Raw genomic sequence first — 21,683 nt, forward strand, 5'->3', positions numbered from 1 at the left:
CGTCTTTTACTTCTGCCTGTATTCGGGCGGGCGGCAGCCCGTCCCCATTCCGTCCAAACACACCGTTTTTGCACCAGCTTTTCTTTTTACACCCTTTTGGACTATGGGGTGTAAAGGGTGTAAACGGTGTAAAATTTTCCATCGAGTGCCGAAAACCCTTGAAAATAGGGGGCCATCCCACAGTGGGCTTGTGTGGGATGGCCCAGAACGCAACGGTGTAAACGGTGTGAAAAAACGCTTCTGATAAGCATTTTCACACCGTTTCTTCGATTGTATTCGCAGCAGAAACGGTGTAAACACATTGACTTCACACTGTTTTTGCGATATAATACAAACATAAACGGTGTGAAACGAGGTGAGCGCATGGCATATAAAACGAAAAACAGTGTCAAGGGTGAACGTAAGCGCGGCTTGCAGGCCGTAAAGGAAATGGAAGCCGCTCCGGGATACGATCCCCAAGCTACGTTAGCTCTGGCACAGGCAAATTTGGATGCTTTTGGCAAGCTGGATGATCTGGATGATGCGTCATTTATCGCCTGCATGAATGATATGCGGGCAAATCACCCGGATATTTATCCTGTGTTCTGGTGGTGGCGGAAAGCCGAAGAACAGGCTGGACGTCGCCAGGAAGAAGATGGTGAAGGGACTGAATCCAGATATAAATTTTTCATGGTGACGCAGTTTCTGCTCGACCCTTTCGCTGTCGAATGGGAAGATGACAGGCAAACGCTGAAACCCGGCGTGGCCCCTTGGATTGATACGCCTCAGATTGAAGCCGGTCTTGACCACAAGAGCATCAAGCGCTGGTGTTGGATTTGGCATGATCGTGATATTTACACCGAAGAAGATGAAATCGCTGACCGAACCGGGCGAATCAAAGCAGGCGACCGAAAGTTCAAACACGCGCACATTGTGCTTGAAGTTCCCGGCAAAGTGCCAGTTTCGACTATCGCCCGCTGGTTCAAGGTACCGCAGCAGCAGGTGACGATTCTGCGCGGACGCGGGGCTTTTCTCGATGGTTCCGAATACCTCGTGCATGAAAGCCCTCGTGCTGTCGAACAACACAAGACACACTACGATGACGATGAGGTTCATACTTCACCGGGTTTTGATTTCCGCAAAGAGCTGACCGATTTGCAGGCGCATAGAGCCAAATTCGGCAAGCGGTCTGGTGAGATGACACCGGCAGATACGATGCGGATGCACGTCATGCTGGATGGCTGGACGATGAAACAGTGCCGCGAGGATGACCCGCTTACATTTGCAAAGATCCGGTCTACATTGCCTCCGCTTCGACTTGACTATCTGATGGATGCCCCACCCTGCCCTTTCAGGCTCAACATTTATGTGGATGGTCCTGGAGGTATCGGCAAATCAGCTTTTTGTGAATACATTGCACAGGCGATGTTTCAATCGGTTGATGATCCCTATTTCTGCATCGGCAACGATGAGCGTGTAACATTTGATGGTTATGATGGCCAGCCTGCTATTATCTGGGATGATATGCGCGTGACAGATTTCATCCATCAATTTGGTTCGAACGGCGCTTATAGACTGCTCGATCCACATCCCCGAAAGATTGCGGAACAGGCAAAACATAGTCGGGTAATTCTGAACAACGCCTTGAATATTATCAACGGTGTTCAGCCCTATGAAGAGTTTATTGCTGGACTGGCGGGGACATACACAGATAAGTTTGGTACGCACCATGAGGCCGAAGATGAAAATCAGGCATGGCGCAGATTCCCCATGATTCTGTGTGTCCGCGAAAATGATTTTGATGTTCTCATTAACCAAGGGTTCGTCAATAACGATTTGAGTTCTATCAAAACCATGAGCATTTATTCTCATGTGCGCGGGAGTATGCAAGCCGTCATGCAGCGGCTGGATGGAGCAGCGAAGCAAAAAGCTCTGGCTCAATTTGGTACGCCAGTACAGACAGCGGCCAAAATGATCGAAGCTAAACACGATGATAAAATTTCCGATCCCGATCAGATTCCGCCGGAACTGATGCCAGTGGCAGAATCAGTTGAAGAGCGTTTCCAGCGCGAGTGTGCCGAATACGAGGAGCGGCGCTTCAATACGCTGGTATCATTCGGCCATTGGTTCTGGGATTCCCCCGCCGGTGGCTGGGCGGAATACACTAAAATGTATCCTGCTGCCAAAGTTCGTCCGCAAGAAGAATATGAATTTTTGCAAAACCTGCAATGGCCGACAATCCGCGATGCGATTAACAGATATGTAGACGGCGAACTGGTAGCAACATACACAGAGCAGATTATTCGAGATACAATCGAGATGGCGTGGAACGGACAGTTATAATTGACTACTTGCGTTCTGCATGATTTACGGTAAACTGAAATCAGAAGTGAGGTGATTCAAATGGCCAAATCAAGCGCCGACTTGAAAAAACAAGCAGATACTCTACGTGCAAAACTTGCCGCAGTCCAGAAAGAAGCACGCAAGATGAAGAAACTGGAAGATCAGCAAGCCGCCGAAGAACAGCACCAGCGTGATATACAGTTTGCACTCGAATTTGTTCAGATGGCAAAGGAGATGTATTTTCGGGATGGCAATCGAAGCTATTTTGATTACATCTCTGAGAAGATGGCTGAAAAGCAAGCTGCCGCACAACCTGCAACTGATTTAACAGAACAGCAGCCCGTGAATCAATCTGCGGGCTATGCACAGCAGATTTGACCTAAACCCCGTTGGGAAGAACCCGACGGGGTTTATAATTTAGGGGCTTGCGTTCTGAACATTTTGTGGTATGTTGCAGGTAAAGGAAGGTTTGCCGCCCGGCTGAAAACGTAGTTTCCAAAGAGGGAGCTGACGGCAGGAGGACGATGGGTTTGTTTACAAACCCTGAGGACATTCATACTGGGTTTGTAAACGACCCCCGCGGCAGGAGGTGAAGCAATATGGGTTGGAAATGTGCGCCGCAAGTGATGGGCTTGGTGAGAGGTGAACCGAAGCAAGGGCAGAAACATCGTGCGAACATCCGCAAGATTGCGATGGAAGCCGGATACGAGCGAGCATCGAAATCGGATACGCTGGATAAGAGCCGGTCGAGTAAAAACCATTATGATGGATACAGTAGCGGTGCGGAGTTCGCCGCTGTCATGGAACAGGAAGCCTCTAAGTATCGTGTCGAAGTGAATGGAAAAACTAAAGATAAAAAGCCGGTCGTGCGTAAAAAAGGTCTGCCGCATAATGCTGTGATCGGCTGGGCGGTGATCTATAATCCACCCGCCGAAGTTTGCGTAACATGGACGAACGAAGATTATCAAAAATTTTACGCAGACTGCCGAAAGTGCATGGCTGAAATTGAACCACGATTGTTTCGCAGTGAAAATATCCGAATGTCTGCCGAGCACTTTGATGAAGGTATTCCACCCGATGAAAATTCAGGTGTGATTGACCGTCATTTGCATGACCTCGGAGTATCGAAAGATGCAGACGGACGCTATTGCGGAAATCTTATAGATGCAAAGCTCCTGATTAAAATCAATGAGCGTTTTCCCGCTCTGATGCGTGAGTGCGGATGGGATATGGATGACCTTGACCGCACAGACTTTGAACGAGCCAAGACCGACAAAGAATACGCCAGCGAGCGAAACGCAAAACGTCGGCAATCTGGTCTTTCTGTTAATAAACACCTGGGCAAGAAAGCTCGTGAGATGGCTGAGGATGCCGCAGAGCTTGTTGAGCAGGCAGAAGCATTGAAAGCACAGATGGAAGCTGATGCCGCTGCACGTCAACAGCAACTGGATTTGACCGCACAGCAGCAGGAAACCACACGCAAAGAGCAAGAAGCACTCACCCAACAGCAGGAAGATACACAGAAAAAGCTGGATGGTCGAGATAAGGGGCAGCGCCGCTTGCTGAAATTCATTTACAATTTATATCAAAATCTTAGCGGCGAGCGTGCTGCATTCCGCACATACTCTGAGGGTGTTGAGATGTTCAAGGCCGCCATGGATTCGTTTGTAGAACGCACGACGACAGAGGCGCGAACGAAAGCACAGGAAGAAGCCGCCGCTGCATTTCAAAAGAAAGAAGATGCGCTGGAAGCCCAGAAATCCGTTTTGGATGAATTGGAGCAGCTTAGAGATAAGCTACAATCGTCCACAGATACGGACGCCAGTAGAAAACGCTTTATGGAAGCTCATACGTTTAGAGATGGCCGCACGCTGGAAGATGCCTATCAAGCATCCATCCGGCAGAAGCAAGAACATGACACCACATTCATGAATCGTGCATCCGAGCTGAGGAATGAATATGACCGGTTGCGTCAAGGTGTAGAGCAGCAAGAAAAGCAATAATAGTTGGCACCTTTTCGGAGGTGCCAGATTGCTTTTTTGGCCATTTTATGATACACTATTACACAAGTACACGATAACACAAGATTGCGTGCTGAGAGGAAAATCAAAATGGCAGAAAGAAACATGGTAAATTTGACAATAACGATGACAAGAGAAGAGCGCAAGGCGCTCAAGCAGATTGCCTTGGACAAGGATATGACGGTTTCTGCCCTTCTGCGTGAATGGTTGAAAGAATATCAGGAAAAGGAGGCGGAGCAGTAATGGCTGGACATACAAATGCAAGCATGAATGCGGCATTAAAGGCTAAAAACGATGAATTCTATACTCTGTTGACCGATATTGAAAAGGAAATGCGGTATTACCGCAAGCATTTCAAGGGAAAGACCGTGCTATGTAACTGCGACGATCCATTTGAATCCAACTTTTTTAAGTATTTTGTTTTGAACTTCAATCGGCTGGGTCTGAAGAAACTGATTGCCACCTGCTATCGTACATCTCCAATTGCAGGCCAACAGCTGCAATATCGGTATGACAAGGACGGACAGATGTTATTTCGGTTTGGAGACGAATTGGATGAGCCGTATTCTGAAAAACGCCCCTATAAGGCTGTGGTGACAAAAGTCTATGACACCTCTGGGGATGGTGGCGTGGATATGCTGGATGTAGCGGAATTGTTTAAGTCGGGGGAAAATAAGCTGACTGAGTTGGAAGGCGACGGTGATTTCCGATCTCAAGAATGTCTTCACTTGTTGGATGAATCTGACATTGTAGTTACAAATCCGCCCTTTAGCCTTTTTCGTGAATATATAGCAACTTTGATGGAGCATGAGAAGAATTTTATTATTATCGGTAACAGCAATGCCTTGAAATACAAAGAAATTTTTCCGCTAATTATGGGTGACAAAATGTGGTTGGGTGTTACGCGAAGTGGTACAGGTTCAATGTGGTTCCGTATCATGGATGACTTCCCTGTTAAATCTGGTCAAAAAATTGAAAACGGCATTCGGTACCAGACAATTGGCAATTCGGCATGGTTTACAAATCTTGACGTGAAGAAACGTCATGAAGAGCTAATTCTTGTTAAACGATACAAGCCGGAAGATTACCCAAAGTACGAAACATACGATGCTATCGAAGTTTCCAAAGTCGTTGACATACCATGCGATTATGCTGGCATAATGGGAGTTCCAATTACCTTTTTGGGGAAATACAGTCCTGACCAGTTTGAAATTGTGGGTGAGTTAAATCATGGCTGTGATAGCGAGTTTGACCTTGCTAAGCCTGTTGTAAATGGTAAGGAACTTTATACACGCATCCTTATTCGCAACAAGCATCCTGAAAAACCGAAGGAGGTGCAGCAGTAATGCGCATTGAAGAGCGAAAGGTGACTGTTCGTGAGGTTACCGAGGGATATTTCAATGACGCCGAGGAAGGCGTTGTTGGTTATAGCGAGCAACTGGACATTCGTCCAAAGTACCAGAGAGAGTTTGTCTACAAGGACAAACAGCGCGATGAGGTTATCCGCACCGTGATGAAGGGCCTGCCTCTGAACGTCATGTACTGGGTTGACCGTGGCGAAGAATACGAAGATAATCCGGGCGAACCGAGATATGAAGTGCTGGATGGTCAGCAAAGAACTCTTTCTCTTTGTGAATACGTAGACGGCAATTTCTCCGTAGATGATAAATATTTCTACAACTTGCCAAGCGATCAGCAGGCAAAGGTTCTCGACTATGAATTGTTCGTGTACGTCTGCGAGGGCACGGATTCCGAGAAACTGGACTGGTTCCGCATCATCAACATCGCTGGCGAGCAGCTTACTGACCAAGAGCTGCGTAACGCGGTGTATGCTGGATCATGGGTGTCCGACGCAAAGCGCTATTTCTCGAAGACAGGCTGCGCTGCATCTACGCTTGCAGACGATTATCTGAAAGGTTCGAGTATCCGTCAGGAGTTCCTGGAGACGGCAATCTATTGGGCAGCCACTGCCGAGGGCAAAACTATAGAGGGATACATGGCAGAGCATCAAAACGATCCAACAGCACAGGCTCTTTGGAGCTATTTCCGAAGTGTCATCGAGTGGGTGCAAGCTGTGTTTCCAAAGAAGCGCAGGGAGATGAAGGGGCTTCCGTGGGGATTGTTCTATAACGAGCACCATAATAGACGAGATTTAGACCCGGTAGAGCTTGAGAAGCGAGTGAGCGAGCTGATGGCTGATGAGGATGTCCAGAAGAAGTCCGGCGTATATGAGTATTTGCTGACCGGAAATGAGAAGGCACTATCTATCAGAGTATTCGACCAGCGTACAAAGCGTGAGGCCTATGAGAAGCAGGGACACAAGTGCGCCATCTGTGGCGAAGAGTTCGAGTTCGAACAGATGCACGGAGACCATATCAAGCCTTGGAGCAAGGGTGGGCACACGACACCAGACAACTGTCAAATGCTTTGCCGGGATTGCAACTTAGTGAAAGGTGCGCAACTGTAAATGGCACAAAAGAAATTGCGTTGCTATCTTTATACTCGTGTATCCACACAGATGCAGGTGGACGGATACAGTCTGGATGCACAGCAAGACCGACTGACAAAGGAGGCAGCTCACCGCAGTATGCAGGTAGTTGCCACCTTCTCGGATGAGGGAAAATCCGGCAAGAATACCACCGGCAGGCCGCAGTTTCAAGAAATGATGCGCCGGATACAGGCAGGTAATGCGGATCGCGTTGATTATGTGCTGGTTTTCAAGCTGTCCCGGTTTGGCAGGAATGCCGCTGATGTACTGAACAATTTGCAGATCATGCAGGATTTCGGTGTCAATCTCATCTGCGTGGAAGATGGGATTGATTCCGCCAGTGCTGCTGGAAAAGTCCTCTTTCCTGTTCTTGCCGGTGTCGCTGAGCTGGAACGTGAAAACATTCAGGCGCAGACGATGGCCGGACGTTGGCAGAAGGCTCGTGAAGGCAAATGGAACGGCGGTCAAGCTCCATATGGCTATCGGATCGAGGATGGTATGCTTATCATTGAAGAATCCGAAGCCGCCCTCGTTCGGTTAATTTTCGAAAAATATGTTCAGTCTAATATGGGCATAAACGGCGTTGCTAAATGGCTGAATGAAAACGGGTATAGTAAGCAGACCCGTCAAAATGGGATATACAGCCGGATTTCAGCCACTTTCGTAAAGGGTGTAGTGGACAATCCAGTCTATGCCGGAAAAATCGCCTACGGACGCCGGAAAAGCGAAAAAATCGAAGGCACACGCAATGAGTACCATACCGTCAAACAGGCTGAATATGAAATATTTGACGGCAAACATGAAGCTATTATCCCGGACGATCTTTGGCAGGCCGCGCAAGTAAAACGGGGTTTGAACGCCTACAAGCGGGAAAAAAGATACAGCCCGGAACATGCTCATATCCTTTCTGGTCTCGTCAAATGCCCTGTCTGCGGTGCGCCGATGTATGGTGTAGTGAACCGGAAGAAGAAAAAAGACGGTTCCGGCGAATTTTATTCGGACATGTGGTACTACATTTGCAAAAATACTAAAACCGTGAGCGGCCAGCGCTGCACATACACAAAGCATATCCGGCAGGACGATGTGAATGAGCAGGTGCGCCGCGTAGTACAGGAAGCGCTGCGAAATATGGATTTCACGCAGGATATTATGAAATCTATCGGAACCGACGCCAATTTGGACGCTTTACAGGCGGAAGTTGATACTCTCGCTGCCACAAAGAAAAAGGAAGAACGCCAGAAGTCCAAGCTGCTATCGAAGATTATGGAGCTTGACGCCGATGACGAGCTGTACGACGAAATGTACGATGACCTGCAAGGGCTGCTGCGCCAGCGAATGATACGTATTTCCGAATTGGACAGTAAGATCAATCAGGTGAGTATCGCCATTCAGAACGCAGGCAGCAAGGCCGCTACGGCTGAGGAAGTGTATGCCACCATGCGAATCATCGTGGACATGATGGACATTATGCCGGAGCGTGACGAGCAGGAAATCATGCACGCATTGCTTGACAGCGTACAGATTTATCCTGAACGGCAGCCGAACGGCCTCTGGATCAAGAGCGTTCGTTTCAAAGTCCCTCTTGAATTTGACGGTGTTTCGTCGCAAGATGTGATTATCGACAATGACGATAATTCCCTACCTAATGCAAGTAATGACGAAAGCGTGGTCACGCTCGAGCGCCGGTAGCGCGCCGCGTCGCGGCGGCTGCAAAATCGCCCTTCAATCCATTTTTCCTGGCCTGCCAGAACAAAACCGGCCTTCGATCCATGAGTTTTATCGCCTCAGAGCCGCTTCGAGCGAGCTGTTAGCCATCTCTTACTGCAAAATGCCTGTTGGCGTTTTGCGGCCGCTCCGCAGAGGGTCAAAATCACATGGATCGAAGGCCGGTTTTGTTTTTCGCACGGCCCAAATATGGATCGAACGCCACTTTTGCACGTCGCCGGACGCGCAAGAGGGGCACGGGCCCGCCGCCGCACGGCAGCGGGCCCGTGCCCCTCTGGAAGCCTCTGGTCTGACGCGCCTACTCGAGGTCGATGGCCACGGTGAGGTCGGGGCGCACGTGGACACGCCCGGCGGCGAGCAGGCCCACGACCTCGGGGTAAAGCTCGTGCTCGATCTCGTGAATGTGCGCCTCGAGCTCGTCGACCGACCAACCCTCCTCCACCGGCAGCGCGCGCTGGGCGATGATGGGGCCGGCGTCGTAGTCGGCGTTGGCGAAGTGCACCGTCACGCCCGTGACCTTGACGCCGCGGTCGTAGGCGTCCTGGATGGCGTGGGCGCCCGGGAAGCTCGGCAGCAGCGCCGGGTGCAGGTTGACCACCCGGTTGGGAAACGCCGCGAGGATCGGGTCGTGCACCTTGCGCATGTAGCCGGCCATGATGACGTAGTCAATGTCGCGGCGCGAGAGCTCGGCGGCGATGATCTCGTCCGCCTGCTCGGGGTCGGCGTAGATCTCCTTGGAGAGGGTAAGCGTCTGCAGGCCGGCCGCCTCGGCGCGCTTGAGGCCAAAGGCGCTCGGGCGCGAGCTCACGACGAGCTCGATCGAAGCGTCGAGCGTGCCGTCGGCAATGCGGTCGATAATGGCCTGCAGGTTGGTCCCGCTGCCGGAGATGAGGACGCCCAGCCTGATGGCGGGCGCGCCCGCAGCCCTATCGCTCATCGTCGTACACGACCTTCCCCTTGGCGCCCGCCTCGCCGGCAATGACGCGGCCAACCTCAAACGGCGCGAGACCCTGCGCGACCAGCGCCTCGCGCACCGCGGCCTCGTCCTCGGGCGCGCACACGATGGCCATGCCCACGCCCATGTTGAAGGTGCGGTACGCCTCCTCGAGCGTGAGGCCGGCCTCGCGGATCATGTAGGTGATGACCGGCGGGACGTCCCAGGCGGGACCCGCCTCGCCGCCGCGGTACACCAGCGCGTCGAGCCCCTCGGGCATCGCGCGGTCCAGGTTCTCGGTGATGCCGCCGCCGGTGATGTGCGCCATCGCGTGGATGGGCGCGCCGGCGCGCAGGGCGGCCAGGAGCTTGCCGGCGTAGATCGTGGTCGGGCGCATCACGGCGTCGGCGAGCGACTCGCCGCCCAGCTCGGGCAGCGGCGTCTCGAGCTCCTCGACCGTCTTGCCCTCGATGGCGACCTTGCGCACCAGGGAGTAGCCGTTGGAGTGGATGCCCGAGCTCGGCAGGCCGAGGATGACGTCGCCCTCGCGCACCTTGTCCGGCCCGATCATCTTGGGACGGTCCACGACGCCCACCACAAACCCGGCGAGGTCGTAGTCGTCAGCGGCCATGACGCCGGGGTGCTCGGCCATCTCGCCGCCCACCAGCGCGCAGCCGGACTTGCGACAGCCCTCGGCGATGCCGCCCACGATCTTGGCCACGTGCTCGGCGCGCAGCTTGCCGATGGCCACGTAGTCGAGGAAGAACAGCGGCTCGGCGCCCATCGGGACGATGTCGTCCACGCACATGGCGACGAGGTCCTCGCCCACGGTCTCGTGACGGTCGAGCAGCTGGGCGATGGCCAGCTTGGTGCCCACGCCGTCGGTGCCGGAGACCAGGATCGGCTCCTCCATGTCCTTGAGCGCGGCGGCCGAGAAGCACGAGCCAAACCCGCCGAGCCCGCCGATGACCTCAGGTCGGTTGGTGGCCGCGACGGCCGCCTTGATCGCGTCGACGGCGCGGGCGCCCTCGGCGGTGTCGACGCCGGCGTCCTCGTAGCTCACGTGCTTGGTGTTGTCGGCCATCTTGGTCCTTTCTGTCGAAGGCGCGCGAAGGCCCGCGCCTATTCTCCCATCATGACGCTCTGCGCGTCCGCGAGCGGCATCCGAGACGTCCTGGACGCCTCGGTGAGGTTGTTGGGCTCGAACCCCGGCAAGAACCGGTCCTCCCAGTACGAGCGCGGGATCTCAACGGGATACTCGCCCGTGAAGCAGGCCTTGCAGTAGCCATGGGCCTCCCCGCCGGGAACGCAGGCGAGAAGCCCCTCGATGGAGAGAAATCCCACGGAGTCCGCCTCGATGTGGGAGCGGATCTCGTCGAGCGTCATCCTCGCGGCGATGAGCTGGTCCTGGCTGCCCGTGTCGATGCCGTAGAAGCACGGCCACGCGACCATCGGCGAGGCCGAGCGCACGTGCACCTCGGTCGCCCCGGCCTCCTTGAGCATCCGGACGATCTGGCGGCTCGTGGTGCCACGGACAATCGAGTCGTCCACCATCACGAGCCGCTTGCCGCGCACCACGTCCGGCAGCGCGTTGAGCTTGAGGCGCACGCCCATCTGCCGCAGCTCCTGGGTAGGCTGGATGAAGGTGCGCGCAACGTAGCGGTTCTTGATGAGGCCCGTGCCAAAGGGAATCCCCAGCTCCTGGGCAAAGCCCTCGGCCGCCGGGGTCCCGGAGTCCGGCACCGAGATCACGAGATCCGCGTCCACCGGGGTCTCCCGGGCGAGCTGCCGGCCCATGTTGTGCCGCATCAGATAGAAGCTCGTCCCGTCCTGCACGGAGTCGGGGCGCGAGAAGTACACGTGCTCGAAGATGCAGTTTGCCCGGCAGCCCGGCTGGCAGCCGCGCTCCGAGCGCAACCCGTCCTCGGAGACGCGCACGATCTCGCCGGGCTCGATCTCGCGCACGAACTTGGCGCCGGCGATGTCGAGCGCGCAGGTCTCGCTCGCCACGACCCAACCGTCGTCGCCCAGGCGCCCCAGCACCAGCGGGCGGATGCCGTGGGGGTCGCGGAAGGCGTAGAGCGCGTTCTCTCGCACGAGCACCATCGCGTAGCCGCCCTCGAGCATGCGCATCGTGTGCGCGATGCCCGTGCGCAGCCGCCCCGCGCGCTGCGTGAAGTAGCCGATGAGCTTGGCCGCCACCTCGGAGTCGGTGTTTGACCTAAAGGGGATCCCCATCTCGATGAGCTCACGGCGCAGCGCGTCAAAGTTCACGAGCGTTCCGTTGTGCGCCAGCGCGATGATCACGTCGTTGATCGTGGAGAGGTGCGGCTGCGCCGCCTCCCAGCCCCGGGCCCCCGCGGTGCCGTAGCGGCAGTGCCCGCACGCGACCCGCCCCGACATCGCGGTGAGGTCGGCGTCCGAGAAGACCTGCGTCACCAGGCCAAGGTCCTTGCGCACGAGCACCGAGCGCCCGTCTCCCACCGCGATGCCCGCGGACTCCTGCCCGCGATGCTGCAGCGCGCGGAGGGCAAAGTAGGTGATGCGGGCCACGTCGCGGCCGGGCGCCCACACGCCAAAGACGCCACACTCCTCGTGGAGGCCCTGCGGGAGGTCCTTCTCGGCAGTCTCGATGCTCATTGCGCGCTCGCCCCCTTGGGAATGCAGGCGAGCACCGTGCGGCCGGAGTCGCCGTCGTCATAGTTGCAGGTGCACAGCGAGAGCACCTGGGAGACGCCCGGGATGCGCTCGGCGGCGTCGGCGCGGCTCGTGGTCGCGCGGCCGAGAAGATCGGTGAGGTAGGCGGTGAGCTCCTCGGGGGAGGCAAAGGCGAAGCGGCGCACGTTGGCGTCGCTGGCGTCGGTCTGGTAGAGCATCAGCGGCTCGAGCTCGTAGGTGGCCGACTCAGTCACGTACCAGACCGTCGAGACGCTGTCGAACATCTCCTGGTTCTCCATGTCGGAGATGGGCTTGAACATGGCGCCGTTGCGCAGGTGGTGCCCGTAGACTATGGTCTGCGCGTCCACCATGCCGGGCGCGGTGTTCTCGTAGTCCATGAAGACCTGCCCACCGAGCGAGTACTCCCCCTCGGCGCTGGTGTGCAGGTACTTCTCGTTGTCAGATGCCTGGTAGACGGGGAAGTTGACCGCCGTCCCGGGAATCTGGACCCAGCCCACCACCTCGTCGTTGACGGCCTTGAGGCCCGCCCAGTCCACCTGCGGCGGGGTGGAGCCGTTGGTGGAGACGTCGGCGTAGGTGGCCAGCTCCTCGTTGATGCGGTCCTGCTCGGCGTACTGCATCCGGTTGTTCAGCCACATGCCTGCGGCCGCCACGATCAGGCCCGCGCCCACAATAAACAGCAGGACGGAGATCACGCGAGCGGCGCGCTTCCACGGGTCGCGGCTCCTGCGGCCCGAGAGGTCGTAGGGGTCGGTCTCCCGGAAGTGCGGCTCCTTGCGGCGACGGTCGTGACGATGGGCCTTGCCCTCGGGCTCGCTCACCACCGCGACAAAGCCGGACGCCTCGTGGGGCATGCCGGCGGCGTGGGGGTTTCCGTCGGGGGCGTGGTAGGACTCGTCTCCGCCGCGGCGCGTGTGGAGCGCCTTGCGGGGGTTGCCCGAGAGCGCCGGGCCGGACGGGCGCGTGGCGCCCGGGTCGTCCCCGGGCTGTCTGAAGTGCGAGGCCATGCGCGGCGACCCCTAGGCCTCGGCCATCTGACGCTTGAACTCGACGATCTTCTCGCGGTACTCGGGCATCGTGGCGCCGAGGATCTGCGTGGCGTAGATGGCGGCGTTCTTGGCGCCGTTGATGGCGACGCAGGCCACGGGCACGCCGGAGGGCATCTGGACCATGGAGAGCAGGGAGTCCATGCCGCCGAGGTCGGAGGTCTTCATGGGCACGCCGATGATGGGCAGCGGCGTGAACGCGGCGACGACGCCGCCGAGGTGTGCGGCCTTGCCCGCCGCGGCGATGATGACCTTGAGGCCGCGGTCGGCCGCGGAGCCGGCCCACTCGTGGACCTTGTCGGGGTTGCGGTGCGCGCTGGCGATGACCAGCTCGTACGGAACGCCGAGCTCCTCGAGCTGCTGGGTGCAGGCCTCCATGGTCGGCATGTCCGACTTGGAGCCCATGATGATTCCCACGAGCGGCTGCTCTGCCATGTTGATCCCCTCTCGTCGCTGCATATGCCTTTCCAGTATAGCGTGCCCGATGGCGGGCGGCGTGATTGCGGGCCTGTTAACCCCGCGCCGCCGGCCGGGGGACGAGCCTCCGCCCGAGTGCTATGCTGTGCCCTTGTACGCTGGTCCATCAGTCCGCGGACAAGGAGAATCCCATGAACAACTCAGCCAGCAATCTGTACCTGTACGAGCGCAAGGGCGGCTATCTGCCGCGCGTCGCCGCAGTTCACGACCTGTGCGGCTACGGCAAGTGCTCGTTGGGCGTCGCCATCCCGGTGCTCTCGGCGGCCGGAATCGACGTCTGCCCCGTCCCCACCTCGCTCTTCTCGGCGCACACGCGCTTCCCCAAGTTCTACATGCACGACACCACGCCCATGCTCGGCGAGTACCTCGACGCCTGGCGCGAGGAGGGCATCGAGCTCGACGGCATCTACTCCGGCTTTCTGGGCTCGGCCGAGCAGGTCGACGCCATCCTGCGCCTGTACCGCGAGTACCCCCGGGCGCTGCGCATCGTCGACCCGGTGATGGGCGACGGCGGCGCCAAGTACCCCACCTACACCGACGAGATGTGCGAGGCCATGAAGGGCCTGGTCGACGGCGCCGACCTGCTCACGCCCAACCTCACCGAGGCCTCGATCCTCACGGGCATCCCCTACGAGGGCCAGGACGTCGACGAGGCCTACGTGCGCCGCGTGATGGACGCCCTGTTTGGGATGGGCGCCAAGGCCGTGGTGATCAAGGGCGTCGTGCACGAGGGCGAGAAGATCATCCGCAACTACGTGGCCGTGAGCGGCGGCGAGATGGAGGAGGCCTCCGGCGAGCTGCTGCCCTACATGCTGCACGGCACCGGCGACCTGTTTGCCTCCGGCCTCACCGCGGCGGTCTACGCGGGCGAGAGCCTGGCCGCGAGCGTCGAGTTTGCGTGCGCGCTCGTGCGCCACGCCATGCAGATCACGCCCGACCAGCCCGACTACCAGGTGCGCGGCGTGAGCTTTGAGAGCGTCCTCGGCGACGTCACCGCGCTGCTCTCCTAAAGGCGGCGGGCACTCCGCACGTTTGGGACGGGCTCCCCGCCGGCCGTACGCCAGACGGGGAGCCTGTCCTTTTGTGGCTATAGAGGCTTTGGGGTTTAGGGGCTTTAGAGGCAGAAGCCGATGACCACGGCGTCGGGGGTGGCGGGACGGTGCCCGTAGCCCGTGTCGCCGTCCGGCGAGACGCACATGAACCACGTGGAGTTGGTCTGCTCGGGGCTGCGCTCCCACCAGTACTCGCCCGAGGCCAGCGCGACCTGCGGGGCGGACTCCGCGCCGGTCACGCCGAGCTGGGCAAACAGGCTGTACTGCTCGCCCTCGGGCTGGTAGATGCCGTAGCGCTTGTTGCCCGCGGGGACCTCTCCCACGATCTCGGAGTAGGAGAGCAGCCAGACGCGGTCCGAGGTCACGCTCTGCGCGGTGGTCCCGGAGCCGGAGACGGGGTTGGTGGTCTTGTCCACGGGGACGAGAAGGTCGGCGAGCTCGGCGGGAAGCTGTGCGAGCAAGCCCTCGTTGACCCAGGCGCGCAGGGTCGAGCCCTCCCAGCCGCCGGCGGTCTGCGCGAGCGCGTTCATGGGCTCGGTGCCCACGGAGCCGCGCGCCACGAAGCTGATGCCCGCGAGGCCGGTGCCGTCGGAGCGGGTGTCGTGCCGGAAGCCGGCGATCGCGATGGGCACGCTCGCGCCCGTGGAGAGCTCGAGCGACTTGGTGCTGTCGACGCCGATCGTGCCGTCCGCGCCGCAGAGGTTGTAGTGGGCGGCGATCTGGATGCCCGTCTCGTCGCTCTCGGCGGCGGAGATCAGCGCGGAGATCTGGGAGAGCTCGGCCCAGCTGTACTCGGGGTAGGAGGAGCGCACCTCGGGGCCGCCCTCGATGGCGAGCTCGGGCTCCTCGTCCTCCTGGGGCTGCAGCGGCTCGATGCTGCCGTCCGAGGGAGGCTGGACCTCGGGGGCCACGTAGCTGCGATCCGCAAACGGGCCAAACCAGCCCAGGGAGACGTAGACGAGAAACGCGACGGCCACCACGGCGGCGAGGGCGCCGATGCCGATGAGGGCGCGCTGGTCGTTTGACGTGGGGAAGACGTCCGCGGTGCGCTCGGCGAGGCCGGAGACGGCGGCGCGGGCGCGGTCGAACAAGGAGGGCTGAGGCTCGGCGGGCTCCGGCGCGGGCGCGGGCTCCTCGGGGGCCGGCTGGGGCTCCGGCGCCGCGGCGGGCTCGGGCTGGGGCTCCGGGACGGCCTCGAAGGCGACGGTCTTCTCCAGCTCGGGCTCCTCGGCGGCGGGCTCCGGCTCCTCGGTCGTGGGCTCCGGCGCGGGCGAGGGCTCCGCGGCGGCGGGCTCGGGCTCCGCGGCAGTCTTCGACTCGTCCTCAAGATCGGCCGCGGCGGGCTCATCCTCGGTCGCTGTGGGCGCGTCGTCGCGCGCCCAGGACTCGGGGACGGGGCTCTCTTCGGGCTCGGGCTCAATCTCAGGCTCGGCGGGGGCGGTCTCTGCGGGCTTGGGCCCGGGGACCTCGGCCTCGGCGACGACCCCCTCAACCTCGGCGGTCTTCTCGGCCTTAGGCCCGGTGGCCTCTGCGACCTCGATGACCTTCTCCTCGACAGCCTCAACCTCAGGCGCGGGGGCCGCTGCCTTGGCGTCCTTCTCGCCGGACTCAAACGAGAGCGTGGGATAGGCGGAGAGGGGGATGCGGGCAGACGAGCGTCCGGCTCGGGTGGCTCCATAGGAGCGCGGGACCCGCGGCGAGATACGCGAGGCGCGCGGGGGCGGGGCGATGGGCACCAGCGGAACCGCACCCAGGCCCATGGGCTCGAGCGGCTCCTCGAGCTTTCTCGGCGCGGGGACCTCCTCGACGGGCATCCCGCACGCGGGACAGAACCGCGCGCGCTCCGGCAGCTCCTCGCCGCACCTCTTGCACTTCACGTGAACCCCTCTCGACATGGTTAGCCTTAAAGGTAGCACGCAAACGCGCCGCGGCACGTGTCGGCAGGTTCTGACCTCGACAAACGGCGAGCTTTGAAAGCTGGTTGAGGCTGGGGCGGGGCGCCGCAGGCGGGGCGCTACTCCGATGTGCCCAGAATCTGGACCGGCGTGAACGACGTGGTCACCTGGTCGCGCAGCTCCTCCTGCAGCGTGCCGTCGATGCCGGTGATGCGGCAGGAGAAGTTGACGCCGGTCTCGGACTGCGTCTTGGTCCAGACGAAGGTCATGAACGAGCTCACCTCGCCGGTGGGCTTGAGGAAGCCAAACAGCGACGAGCGCTGCATGTTGCCGCTCTCGTCCAGGCGCACGTTCACGTGGTAGACGACGGTGTCGATGTTGGGGTTGAGCAGGGCGTTGACCGAGAAGGCGGTGGCCTGCACCTGGGAGCCCGCAAAGCACTCGAGCGAGTTCTCGGAGCTCGTGTCGATGACGGTGACCTCGATGCGGCCGGTGTTCTCGTCGGCCTCCTGGACGGAGAAGTCCTCGGGGAACTGCGTGAAGCCGTCGCCCCACTCGACGCCACCGCGCAGGGCGGACGCGACGGTGCGCACGTTGGCGTCCTCGGTGAGGTTGGCGGTGTTGGAGCGGCGGACAAAGCCAAAGGCCACCTGGCCGGCAACGACGAGCACGAGGAAGATCGCCACGAAGGAGACGGCGGTCCTGGTGATGACCTTGCCGACGTTGGAGCCGGAGGGGTCGTCCTCGGAGAGCGGGTCGATGTCGAGCGAGACGCCCTTCTCGCGGCGGTGCGCGCGCTGGCGGCGGGCTCGCTCCTCGTCGGAGTGACCGGTGTGATCGACCGTCGAGAAGAGGGCCTCGGCCTCGTCGGCCGTGAGGGCGCCCTTCTGGACGCGCGCGATCTCGCTGTTCTTAGCCATCTCTCCCTTTTCGACGCCGCACCCCGTGCAGTGCGGGCCACCCGTGCAGTACAGGACAGTATACGCAATCGCCCTGTTGGCGTCCGCGCCAACGGGCGCTCAACAGGATGCCTTCACGCCGGGCGTGACGGTTTTGAAAGGCGATGCGGTCACGCCGGCGTGTGACGACTCGCGGCAGGGCGGCCGAGGGGCCGCCGGCGGGCGCAGGAGGCCCGGGCGACGCCCAACGACGCGGTCCGTCTGCAATTCTGGCCTTCGATCCATATTCGGCGGTCTCCGGAAACAAAACCCGCCTTCGAGCCATGCGATTTTGCCCCTACAGCGCCATCCGGTGGCGCCAAGAATCACAAAACCCCAGTTGGCAACTATGCGCCGGGTACGCAAGACCGTCCAAACGCCCAAAAACGCATGGATCGAAGGCAAGTTTTGTCACCGGCAGGCGTCGAATATGGATCGAAGCCCGATTATGCAGGAAGCGGGCCGCCCGGCGGCGGCCGAAGCCCGTGCCCTACGCGCTGGCGCCGAGGCCGCCGTCGGCGAACTGCATCTCGTAGTAGCGCGCGTACGTGCCGCCGCGCGCGAGCAGCTCGTCGTGGGTCCCGCGCTCGGAGACGCGACCGTGCTCCATCGTGACGATTTCGTCAGCGTTTTTGATCGTGGAGAGGCGGTGGGCGATCACGAGCGTGGTGCGCCCGCGAGAGAGCTCCGCCAGCGACTCCTGGACGGCCTGCTCGGACTCGTTGTCCAGGGCCGAGGTGGCCTCGTCAAAGATGAGGATCGGCGGGTTCTTAAGGAACACGCGCGCAATGGCCACGCGCTGCTTCTGGCCGCCGGAGAGGTGGCTGCCGCGCTCGCCCACCTGGGTCTGGTAGCCCTCCGGCAGGCTCTCGATAAACTCCGCGATGTTGGCGCGACGCGCGGCCTCGCGGATCTGCTCGTCCGTGGCATGCGGGCTGCCGTAGGCGATGTTCTCCGCGATGGTGCCGTCAAAGAGGTAGACGTCCTGCTGCACCAGGCCGATGGCCTCGCGCAGGCTCCGCTGCGTGACGGAGCGCACGTCCTGGCCGTCAATACGGATGGAGCCGGAGTCCACGTCGTAGAAGCGCGGCAGCAGCGAGCAGGTAGTGGACTTGCCGCCGCCCGAGGGTCCAACCAGCGCGATGGTCTCACCGGGGCGGATGTCCAGCGTGAGGCCGCGGATGACCTCCTCGTCCTTGCGGCCGTGCGCCTCCGCGTAGGCAAAGTGAACGTCCTGGTAGCTGATGGCGCCCTCGCTCACCACGAGATCGGGCGCGCCGGGGGCGTCCTGGATGTCCGGCTGCGCGTCCAGCACCTCGCAGAAGCGGCGGAAGCCCGCGATGGCCTTCTGGAAGGTCTCCGTGAAGTCCAGGATGGACTGGATGGGCGAGGTGAAGAGCGTGATGTAGAGCGCGTAGGTGGCAAGGTCGATGGCCTGCATCTGCCCCCGCGCAATGAGCCAGCCACCGAGGACCACCACGGCCGTGTTGAGCGCGCCCATCATGACGGCAATGGCCGCCTGATAGCGCCCCATGGCACGGTACATGCGCGTCTTGGAGTCCAGGTAGGCATTGTTGGAGCGGCGGAACTTCGCGCGCTCCACGTCCTCGGCCGCAAAGCTCTTGACCACGCGCACGCCGGCGAGCGAGTCCTCCAGACGGCTGTTGACGCCGGAGATGCGCACGCGGTTCTCGGTGTAGACCTCGCGCATGCGCATGTTGGCATAGATGTTGTAGAGGACAAGCAGCACGGCGATAAGCGCGAGCACGCCCGTGAGCGGCAGGTTGATGGTCGAGAGGATGACAAACGAACCCGTGACCTCCACGATGCCAATGAGGATGAACTCCGGCCCGTGGTGGGCGGCCTCGGAGATGTCAAAGAGGTCCGAGACCAGTCGGCTCATGAGGTCGCCGGACTTGTTGTGGTCAAAGAAGTTGAAGCTCATGCGCTCGTAGGCGTCGAAGAGGTCCTCGCGCATGCGGCTCTCCATGCGGGCGCCCATCACGTGGCCCCAGAAGATCACAAAGTAGCGGCAGACGAAGCGCAGCGCGTACATGCAGACCAGCCCCGCGGCAAGATACGCCAGCGCCCCCATGATGGCGTCCGAGCCCCGGGTGAAGAGGCCGCCCGTGAGCGTTCGCAGGATCTGCGGGAAGGCGAGGTCGATGCCCGCCACGGTGATAGCGGCGATGATGTCGATGACAAAGAGGTGAAGCTGGCCCTTGTAGTAGCCGAGGAAGCGGTGGAACATGTGGCGAAACTCCGTGGTTTGACGCTGGTAGAGACATGCGGGAACTAGGGTAGCACCGTCGGCGCGCGGCGAGAAGAACGACGCCCCGACGGCGGGGGTGGCCGTCGGGGCGTCGATGAGGGGCTTTCGCGCTGCGCTACTTGGCACGCGCGAGGCGGTAGCAGTTAGCCAGCTGGCCGCCGTTCTCGGCCCAGCGAGGCTCCACGACCAGAAGGCCGTCCGCGCGCAGAGCGGAGACGAGGCGGTCTATGGTCTTGACGTTGCGGCCGAGGGACTCGGCGATGGCGCTCTTGGAGCACCCCTCGCCCTCGTGCTCGCCAACATAGGCGAGGATGGCGATCTCGGTCTTGGTGAGGCGCCTTGGCCCGTCCCCCGCTTTGCGCGCCGTGCGCGGCATGTGCGTCACCTCTCTTCGATGGAAGCCGGCCGGCACCTGGTTGGGGTGCCGGCCGGCGATGGTCTCTCGTGTCCCGCTAGCGGTTCCTGCGAACCCTGAGGACGTAGGCGCCGGCCACGAGGGCGACACCGCTCAGGGCCAGGGCCACCGGGGCCGCGGCGTTGGTGTGGTCTCCGGTGTCCGGGGTAGCCGGCTTCTGCGGCTCCTCGGGCTTGGAGGGCTTCGTGGGCTCGGTGGGCTTGCCGGGCTTATCGGGCTCGCCGGGCTCCTCGGGCACCTTGTAGGTGTTCGTGAAGACCGGGAGCGCGCCGGAGCCGTCGTAGAGGACGGTTGCCGTGAGCGTTCCGTCGCCGTTGTCCGTCACCGTGACGGTGGCGGTGTGCGTGGCCGTGTCGTAAGTCACGTTGGCCAGGCTGCCTGCCACCTCGCAGATGAGGTAGGTGTACGTGCCGGCCTCAGTAAACTCGATGGGCGAGAAGACCACGGAGCCGTCGGCAGCGTTGGTGACCGTTGCCACGACATTGCCCTGGCCGTCGACGAGCTCGAAGGTGAACTCGCCGGCCACGAGGTCGCGGCCGTTGAGGACCTTGGTGGCGCCCAGGGAGACGTTGGCAGTCTCGTCCGGCTCGTAGGCGTTCTTGAAGGTCACACCACTGGCGGCGGTGCCGAGGTCCCACTTGGCAACGAGCTTGTTGCCCGCGCCGTTGGTCACCTTGGCGGTGACGTCGTACGTGGTCTCGTCATAGGTCACGCCGTTGTGCTGGACGCCCGGGGCCTCCGGGTCGTCGTCCTGCGGCAGGACCTCGGTCACGGTGAAGGTGTACTCACCGGCCTCGTCAAACGTGAAGCCGTCGCCCGAGAAGGACACGTTGCCGGAGACATCGTTGGCGCCCGTGAGCGTCTTGGGGCTCACGTGGTCGGCGTTGTCACCGGTGGCCGTGATGGTGAAGCTGAACTCGCCGGCGACCATGTCACGGCCCGTGAGGGTCTTGTCGACGTCGAGATCGGGCTTGGAGGGGTCGGTCTCGTCCGGGGTGGGCGTGGGCGGGATGTAGGGCTTGTCGTACTTGTTGGTGACGGTCGGGTTGTTGCCCTCGACCGTCGCAACAAGCCGGCCGTCGCCAGGGTCCGTCACGTGAACCGTGATGGTCTTGGGCGCGTTGTCGTAGGTCCAGCCCTCCGCAGAGGTCGTGGTGGTCTCGGTCACCGTGAACATGTAGTCGCCAGGCTTGGTAAACGTGAGATCACCAAAGTCGACGGTATCGGTGCCCTGGATGCCGGTCAGGCCAGAGGTCTTCTTGGTGATGGAGTTGTCAGCATCGAGACCCTGAACGCCGTCGGCGTTGTTGGTCGTGAGCTGGAGCTTGAACTCGAACTCGGACAGGGCGCCAGCACCGGTGACGCTCTTGGTCACCTGGAGATCGGCCTCGTTGTCACCGATTACGACAAACTCCGCCT

Annotated in this window: 18 protein-coding genes; 8 read left to right on the forward strand and 10 right to left on the reverse strand. The window is 60.5% G+C overall.

Going from position 1 to position 21,683, the window contains the following annotated elements:
* Positions 1-363 precede the first annotated feature (363 nt).
* The 7 genes from NW198_RS06960 to NW198_RS06990 all read left to right on the forward strand — a co-directional run bounded on the left by NW198_RS06960 (position 364) and on the right by NW198_RS06990 (position 8,520).
* Complete coding sequence (locus NW198_RS06960; RefSeq protein ID WP_258340531.1) at positions 364-2,322, forward strand: Rep family protein; 1,959 nt, start codon at positions 364-366, stop codon at positions 2,320-2,322.
* 60 nt (positions 2,323-2,382) lie between these two features.
* The gene (locus tag NW198_RS06965; RefSeq protein ID WP_258340532.1) at positions 2,383-2,700 is read left to right on the forward strand and encodes a hypothetical protein; all 318 of its coding nucleotides are present in this window, start codon (positions 2,383-2,385) and stop codon (positions 2,698-2,700) included.
* A 221-nt stretch (positions 2,701-2,921) separates the two neighbouring features.
* Positions 2,922-4,325 (forward strand): hypothetical protein, encoded by a 1,404-nt coding sequence (locus NW198_RS06970; RefSeq protein ID WP_258340533.1) that lies wholly within the window; start codon positions 2,922-2,924, stop codon positions 4,323-4,325.
* Between the two features lie 108 nt (positions 4,326-4,433).
* The gene (locus tag NW198_RS06975) at positions 4,434-4,586 is read left to right on the forward strand and encodes a hypothetical protein (protein ID WP_258340534.1); all 153 of its coding nucleotides are present in this window, start codon (positions 4,434-4,436) and stop codon (positions 4,584-4,586) included.
* A complete protein-coding gene (locus NW198_RS06980; RefSeq protein ID WP_309147704.1) occupies positions 4,586-5,689 on the forward strand; it encodes an adenine-specific methyltransferase EcoRI family protein in 1,104 nt (367 codons plus the stop codon). The genes NW198_RS06975 and NW198_RS06980 overlap by 1 nt, the downstream gene beginning before the upstream one ends.
* Positions 5,689-6,810 (forward strand): DUF262 domain-containing protein, encoded by a 1,122-nt coding sequence (locus NW198_RS06985; protein WP_258340535.1) that lies wholly within the window; start codon positions 5,689-5,691, stop codon positions 6,808-6,810. Before NW198_RS06980 ends, NW198_RS06985 begins: the two co-directional genes overlap by 1 nt.
* Entirely contained in the window at positions 6,811-8,520 is a 1,710-nt protein-coding gene (locus NW198_RS06990; RefSeq protein ID WP_258340536.1) for a recombinase family protein, read from the forward strand.
* A 334-nt stretch (positions 8,521-8,854) separates the two neighbouring features.
* Here NW198_RS06990 and purN read toward each other — a convergent pair whose 3' ends face one another.
* From purN to purE, 5 genes are read right to left on the reverse strand one after another with little or no spacing between them, the layout of a single operon-like run.
* Entirely contained in the window at positions 8,855-9,493 is a 639-nt protein-coding gene (gene purN / locus NW198_RS06995) for a phosphoribosylglycinamide formyltransferase (RefSeq protein WP_258340537.1), read from the reverse strand.
* On the reverse strand, positions 9,483-10,574 hold the full coding sequence (gene purM / locus NW198_RS07000; protein ID WP_087313659.1) for a phosphoribosylformylglycinamidine cyclo-ligase: 1,092 nt from the start codon (positions 10,572-10,574) through the stop codon (positions 9,483-9,485). Before purM ends, purN begins: the two co-directional genes overlap by 11 nt.
* Before the next feature lie 38 nt (positions 10,575-10,612).
* A complete protein-coding gene (gene purF, locus NW198_RS07005) occupies positions 10,613-12,130 on the reverse strand; it encodes an amidophosphoribosyltransferase (RefSeq protein WP_087313661.1) in 1,518 nt (505 codons plus the stop codon).
* Positions 12,127-13,176, reverse strand: coding sequence for a class B sortase (locus tag NW198_RS07010; protein ID WP_258340538.1), 1,050 nt, complete (start codon positions 13,174-13,176; stop codon positions 12,127-12,129). The genes purF and NW198_RS07010 overlap by 4 nt, the downstream gene beginning before the upstream one ends.
* Before the next feature lie 12 nt (positions 13,177-13,188).
* Positions 13,189-13,650, reverse strand: a complete 462-nt coding sequence (gene purE, locus NW198_RS07015) for a 5-(carboxyamino)imidazole ribonucleotide mutase (RefSeq protein WP_087313665.1) — start codon at positions 13,648-13,650, stop codon at positions 13,189-13,191.
* 173 nt (positions 13,651-13,823) lie between these two features.
* On the opposite strand from purE, the gene NW198_RS07020 reads away from it, so the two are divergent.
* Positions 13,824-14,702: a pyridoxamine kinase gene (locus NW198_RS07020; protein ID WP_258340539.1), complete on the forward strand. Its 879-nt coding sequence runs from the start codon at positions 13,824-13,826 to the stop codon at positions 14,700-14,702.
* 104 nt (positions 14,703-14,806) lie between these two features.
* On the opposite strand, the gene NW198_RS07025 is transcribed toward NW198_RS07020, so the two are convergent.
* The 5 genes from NW198_RS07025 to NW198_RS07045 form a co-directional block, all read right to left on the reverse strand.
* Positions 14,807-16,621, reverse strand: coding sequence for a zinc ribbon domain-containing protein (locus NW198_RS07025; RefSeq protein WP_258340540.1), 1,815 nt, complete (start codon positions 16,619-16,621; stop codon positions 14,807-14,809).
* Positions 16,622-16,758: 137 nt separating this feature from the next.
* On the reverse strand, positions 16,759-17,559 hold the full coding sequence (locus NW198_RS07030) for a hypothetical protein (RefSeq protein WP_258340541.1): 801 nt from the start codon (positions 17,557-17,559) through the stop codon (positions 16,759-16,761).
* Between the two features lie 508 nt (positions 17,560-18,067).
* Positions 18,068-19,828 carry an ABC transporter ATP-binding protein gene (locus tag NW198_RS07035; protein WP_258340542.1) on the reverse strand — a complete coding sequence of 587 codons (1,761 nt, stop codon included), beginning with the start codon at positions 19,826-19,828 and terminating at the stop codon, positions 18,068-18,070.
* A 136-nt stretch (positions 19,829-19,964) separates the two neighbouring features.
* A complete protein-coding gene (locus NW198_RS07040; RefSeq protein ID WP_258340543.1) occupies positions 19,965-20,225 on the reverse strand; it encodes a hypothetical protein in 261 nt (86 codons plus the stop codon).
* A 76-nt stretch (positions 20,226-20,301) separates the two neighbouring features.
* A partial coding sequence (locus NW198_RS07045) for a Spy0128 family protein (RefSeq protein ID WP_309147705.1) occupies positions 20,302-21,683 on the reverse strand: 1,382 nt, incomplete at its 5' end.

The sequence above is a fragment of the Thermophilibacter sp. ET337 genome (genome assembly GCF_024733715.1).
Classification (GTDB): domain Bacteria; phylum Actinomycetota; class Coriobacteriia; order Coriobacteriales; family Atopobiaceae; genus Thermophilibacter.